We start from the raw sequence: 5,402 nt of genomic DNA on the forward strand, positions 1-5,402 counted from the left end.
GAACGAGGACCACCCACATCGGGCGGTTTCAGCGGCGGGGGTCAGGAACGGGGCTCCTGCGCCTTGCCGCTGCGCTCCGCGTTCCGCTCCTTGATGCGCACCGTCTCCTTGCGGACCTCGGCCTGGGTGGCGCGCTCCTTGCGCAGCCACTCGGGGTCGTCCTGCTTCAGCGCGTCGATCTGCTCCGTGGTGAGGGCGTCCGTGACGCCGCCGCGCGCGAGGCCGGAGATGGAGATGCCGAGCTTGGCGGCGACCACCGGCCGGGGGTGCGGGCCGTTGCTTCGCAGCTTCTGCAGCCACTCGGGCGGATCGGACTGGAGTGCCGCCAGCTCGGTGCGCGAGACGACACCCTCCTGGAACTCGGTGGGGGTGGCCTCGAGGTACACACCCAGTTTCTTCGCCGCGGTCGCGGGCTTCATTGTCTGGGTGGTCTGGTGCGACGTCATGGGGTCAAGAGTATCGAGCGTGTGCGCCGCCGCTGACCACGACCGGTAACCTGGCGGGGTGACAGGCTCGGAAGCAACCCCTTCGTTCCGGCTCGCGTACGTCCCGGGGGTGACGCCCACCAAGTGGGTGCGGATCTGGAACGAGCGCCTGCCCGGCATCCCCCTCACCCTCGTCGCGGTGCCCGCCGCCGAGGCGTCGGACCTGCTGTTCGGTGGCGGCGCCGACGCGGGTTTCGTCCGGCTGCCGGTCGACCGGACGGACCTCAGCGCGATCCCCCTCTACACCGAGGCGACCGTGGTCGTGATCCCCAAGGACCACGTGGTGGCGGCGGTCGACGAGATCTCCGTCGAGGACCTGGCCGACGAGATCGTGCTGCATCCGCTGGACGACACCCTCGGCTGGGACGGCCTGCCCGGCCTGCCCGCGATCGAGCGCCCGGCCACGACGGCGGACGCCATCGAGCTGGTGGCGGCCGGGGTGGGCGTCCTCGCCGTCCCGCAGTCGCTCGCCCGCCTGCACCACCGCAAGGACCTGACATACCGGCCGCTCTCGGGCGCACCCGAGTCACGCATCGCGTTGTCGTGGCCGGAGGACCGGACCACCGATCTGGTGGAGGACTTCATCGGGATCGTCCGCGGGCGGACGGTGAACAGCACCCGGGGCCGCAGTACGGCGCCCGCGGCGCAGCCCAAGCGCAAGGCCCCGGAGACCGGCGGTGCCCGACGCAAGCCCGCCGCCGGCGCGGCCGCGGGAAAGGGGGCTCGGAGCGGCTCCGGAGGCGCGAAGGGGGCGAAGGGCTCCCGGGGGGCCAAGGGCGCCGCGGGAGCCAAGCGCGGAAAGCCCCGCCGACGGCCGTAACGGCGCGATTGTCAGACCCGGGTGACACGATCGGTGATCATGACGCACACCGAACGCCCGATGCCGCCCCTGAACGCCGACGAACGCACCAATCTGGAGAGCTGGCTCGACTTCTACCGGGCCACCGTGGGCGTGAAGTGCGAAGGCCTGGCCGATGAGCAGGTCCGTGACGCCTCCGTGCCGCCGTCGTCGCTGACGCTGCTGGGACTGGTCCAGCACCTGACAGAGGTCGAGCGGAACTGGTTCCGCCGGGTGCTCGCCGCCGAGGACGCCCCGCCCACCCACGTCGCGCCGGCCGGTTCCAACGGCCAGGACGGGGGTTTCGAGATCTCCGCCGACGCCTCCTTCGCACAGGCCCTCACGGCGTGGCAGGGCGAGATCGTCCTGTCCCGTGCCAACTGTGCCGCGCGGGCGCTGGAGGACACCGCTCCCTTCATGGGCGGCGAGGTGAGTCTGCGGTGGATCTACACACACATGATCGGTGAGTACGCCCGTCACAGCGGCCACGCCGACCTGCTCCGCGAGCGGATCGACGGGAGCACCGGAGCCTGACGGCAAGGGGCGGGTGGGGGAACGGGTGCGGGGCCGCTGTCGCGTGCCCGCCCGCTTCGACCACCTGCGCCCGGCCCGTCACCCGTGAGCGGCGTTTCGCCGCGCCCGCCCGTCGGGGCCGCACGGCCGGATGTCAGGATGGTTCCATGACGAGCAAGGTTTACTTCGACATCACCATCAACGACGAGCCCGCCGGGCGGATCGTCTTCAATCTGTACGACGACGTCGTTCCCAAGACCGCGGAGAACTTCCGCCAGCTGGCGACCGGCGAGCACGGCTTCGGCTACAAGGGTTCGTCCTTCCACCGGGTCATCCCCGAGTTCATGCTCCAGGGCGGCGACTTCACCCGCGGTGACGGCACCGGCGGCAAGAGCATCTACGGCGCGAAGTTCGACGACGAGAACTTCAAGCTGGCGCACACCAAGCCCGGACTGCTCTCCATGGCGAACAGCGGACCGAACTCCAACGGTTCGCAGTTCTTCATCACGACCATCGTGACGTCGTGGCTGGACGGCAAGCACGTGGTGTTCGGCGAGGTCGCCGACCAGGAGAGCCTGGACCTGGTCACCAAGATCGAGGGTCTCGGCTCGCAGAGCGGCCGGACCAAGGCGAAGGTCACCATCGCCGACTCCGGGGTGCTCTGATCCCGGCCCGCTGGCTGAACAGCTGACCGGACGCGCCGGCCGACGAACACCGTCGGCCGGCGCGTTCGTCGTATCGGGGGCTTTCGCGGCCGGCCGGGGCACTGCCGCCCTCGCTCCCACTCCACTGTCAACGGAAGGTTGACGACGAGGCGACTGTCAACCTAAGGTTGACACATGACGCAGCCAGTGGGTCCCACGCATCCGATCCGTCTCGACGACCTCATCGCAGCCATCAAGAAGGTCCACCCCGACGCCCTCGACCAGCTCCAGGACGCCGTCATCGCCGCCGACCACCTCGGCGAAGTGGCCGACCACCTGATCGGCCACTTCGTGGACCAGGCGCGGCGCTCCGGCGCCTCCTGGACGGAGATCGGCAAGAGCATGGGGGTGACCCGGCAGGCGGCACAGAAGCGGTTCGTCGCCAAGGGTCCCGGCGAGCCGACCGGCCTCGACCCCAGTCAGGGCTTCGGCCGCTTCACCCCGCGCGCGAAGAACGTCGTGATGACCGCGCAGAACGAGGCCTGCGCCGCGGGCAACAGCGAGATCGGCACCGAGCACCTCGTGCTCGGGCTGCTCAGTGAGCCGGAGGGGCTCGCGGCGGCGTTCATCAAGGCCCAGGGGGTGCCCCTGGACACCGTCCGCCAGGCCGCCACCGAGGCGCTGCCGGCCGCCTCCGAGGAGGAGCTGCCCGAGCTCATCCCCTACAACGCCGATGCCCGCAAGGCGCTGGAGCTCACCTTCCGCGAGGCGCTGCGGATGGGGCACAACTACATCGGTACGGAGCACATCCTGCTCGCCCTGCTGGAGCACGAGGACGGGACGGGACTGCTGACCGGCCTCGGCCTCGACAAGGCGACCGCGGAGACGGCCATCACCGAGGCGCTCACGCTCATCGCCGCGGCACACGAGAAGGACTGACCGGCCCCCGCACGCCCTGCGGCCCGACGACGCGGTGCCGGGGCCCGACGACGGGGCGGGCACCTCGTACCGGCCGTGCGACGGAACGGGCCGGTCCGCCGCACGTGTCGCGACCCCGGCTCCCGTAGCAACATCTACGTTCTCGAATTGGACACGAGGGACGCGGTGCGCCCCGGCTGAACGGCCCGTCCCTTGCTACGGGAGAACGCATGGCCCCGCCCAGCGGCAGCACCTGCGCAGCACTGGGGAAGCCGCGCGGGGGGTGGCTGCTGCGGCTGGGCGAGTGGTGTGCCCGCCACTTCGTCGTGGTCATCATTGCCTGGGTGATCGCCCTCGGCGGGCTGCACGCCCTCCAGAGTGCGTTCGGGGGGACGTACTCCGACAACTTCAGCCTGCCCGGCACCCAGTCGAACACCGGCGCCGAGCTGCTGAAGGCACACGACCCCGCCGCGGGCGGCATCGGCGCGCAGGTGGTTCTGCACGACGCGCACCAGCCCCTGACCGAGGTGCGGAGCCAGGTCGACCAGGCAGTGAGCAGCCTGCAGAAGCTGCCGCACGTGCTGTCCGCCCAGAACCCGCTGCCCTCCTCGTCCTCGCCGACGTCCACGGCACTGTCCAAGGACGGCACGATCGGGTACATCACCGTGCGGTTCGACGTGAACCCGCCCGCGCTGGACCGCGCCTATCTCCACCAGGTCGACACGGCGGTGAGACCGCTGCGCACCGCCGGGGTGGACGTCGAGTACGGCGGACCGCTGGGCGAGCTCGCCAGGCCCGAGACCAAGGACCGGACCAGCGAGGCCATCGGCTTCGTCGTCGCGGTGGTCGTACTGCTCATCGGATTCGGCAGCATCATCGCCGCCGCTGTCCCGCTGCTGACCGCGCTCATCAGCGTGGTCGTCGGGCTGAGCATCCTGTCGCTGGTGGCCGCGGCCACCGCGTTCGCGAGCGTATCCCCCACGCTCGCCACCATGATCGGGCTGGGAGTCGGGATCGACTACGCCCTGTTCCTGATCACCCGCCACCGTCAGACCGTCATGGACGGTGGCGATCCGGTCCGGGCCGCCGGCCGGGCCGTGGCCACCAGCGGGCGTGCCGTGCTGGTCTCCGGCTGCACCGTCATCGTCGCGCTCGCCGGGCTGTACGTCTCCCGGGTGAGCTTCATCGGCAAGCTGGGGGCCGCCGCCGCGGTCACCGTCATCACCGCGGTCATCGGCGCGGTCACCCTGGTCCCCGCACTGCTGGGGCTCATCGGCAGGCGCATCGACCGCTACCGGGTACGGCCGCCGGTCGCCGAGGGCGGGGCCGTGCCGGGCACCGCGTCGCAGGGCGGCTGGCACCGGTATGCCCAGCGGGTCGAGCGGCGGCCCTGGTGGTTCCTGCTCGCCGGGCTCGTCGTGGTGGGGGTCCTCGCGATCCCGCTGTTCTCCATCCGCCTCGGACACATCGACGACGGAGCGGATCCGACGAGCTTCACCGACCGGCGCGCGTTCGATCTGATCTCCACCGGCTTCGGGCCGGGCGCCAACGGCCCCTTCACCCTCGTCGTCGATCAGAGCGCGGTGCCCGGCGCGGACCGCTCGGCGCTGGCGAGCAGTCTCCAGAGGACGCTCGCCGATGTCCCCGGCGCGGCCGGCGTGAGCCCGCTCCGGGCGACGGACGACGGAGCCCTCCTCATCGGCAACGCCGTCTCCGCCGAGGCCCCGCAGGACGCGGGCACGACCACACTGTTCAACCACCTCAAGGACGACGTCCTGCCGAAAGGGGTGTCCGGCACCGAAGCGTCCGCCTATGTGACCGGAACGACCGCGGCCCAGGAGGACTTTCTCGGCATCATCGTCAGCCGCCTCCCGCTCATCATCGCCGTCGTGGTCGGCCTGGCCTTCGTCATCATCCTGATCGTGTTCCGCGGCGTCCTGGCCGCGGTGAAGGCCGCCGTCCTCAACCTGCTGTCGATCGCCGCCTCGTACGGGGTGGTGGTGG

General features: G+C 71.0%; 6 protein-coding genes. 5 read left to right on the top strand and 1 reads right to left on the bottom strand.

Features of this window, described 5'->3' with window-relative positions; all coding sequences use genetic code 11:
- Window positions 1-41: 41 nt before the first annotated feature.
- Window positions 42-446, bottom strand: a complete 405-nt coding sequence (locus tag J1C73_RS21780; RefSeq protein ID WP_207317899.1) for a DUF5997 family protein — start codon at window positions 444-446, stop codon at window positions 42-44.
- Window positions 447-504: 58 nt separating this feature from the next.
- Between J1C73_RS21780 and J1C73_RS21785 the strand changes: the two genes are divergently transcribed.
- The 5 genes from J1C73_RS21785 to J1C73_RS21805 form a co-directional block, all read left to right on the top strand.
- Window positions 505-1,305, top strand: a complete 801-nt coding sequence (locus J1C73_RS21785; protein WP_207317900.1) for a LysR family substrate-binding domain-containing protein — start codon at window positions 505-507, stop codon at window positions 1,303-1,305.
- A 39-nt stretch (window positions 1,306-1,344) separates the two neighbouring features.
- Window positions 1,345-1,857 carry a DinB family protein gene (locus J1C73_RS21790; RefSeq protein WP_207317901.1) on the top strand — a complete coding sequence of 171 codons (513 nt, stop codon included), beginning with the start codon at window positions 1,345-1,347 and terminating at the stop codon, window positions 1,855-1,857.
- A 146-nt stretch (window positions 1,858-2,003) separates the two neighbouring features.
- Window positions 2,004-2,501, top strand: a complete 498-nt coding sequence (locus J1C73_RS21795; RefSeq protein WP_123468564.1) for a peptidylprolyl isomerase — start codon at window positions 2,004-2,006, stop codon at window positions 2,499-2,501.
- Window positions 2,502-2,675: 174 nt separating this feature from the next.
- The gene (locus tag J1C73_RS21800; protein ID WP_207317902.1) at window positions 2,676-3,419 is read left to right on the top strand and encodes a Clp protease N-terminal domain-containing protein; all 744 of its coding nucleotides are present in this window, start codon (window positions 2,676-2,678) and stop codon (window positions 3,417-3,419) included.
- A 209-nt stretch (window positions 3,420-3,628) separates the two neighbouring features.
- On the top strand, window positions 3,629-5,402 hold a 1,774-nt coding region (locus J1C73_RS21805), incomplete at its 3' end, for an MMPL family transporter (protein ID WP_207317903.1).

This window comes from Streptomyces laculatispora (assembly GCF_017353455.1).
Taxonomy (GTDB): Bacteria; Actinomycetota; Actinomycetes; order Streptomycetales; family Streptomycetaceae; genus Streptomyces; species Streptomyces laculatispora.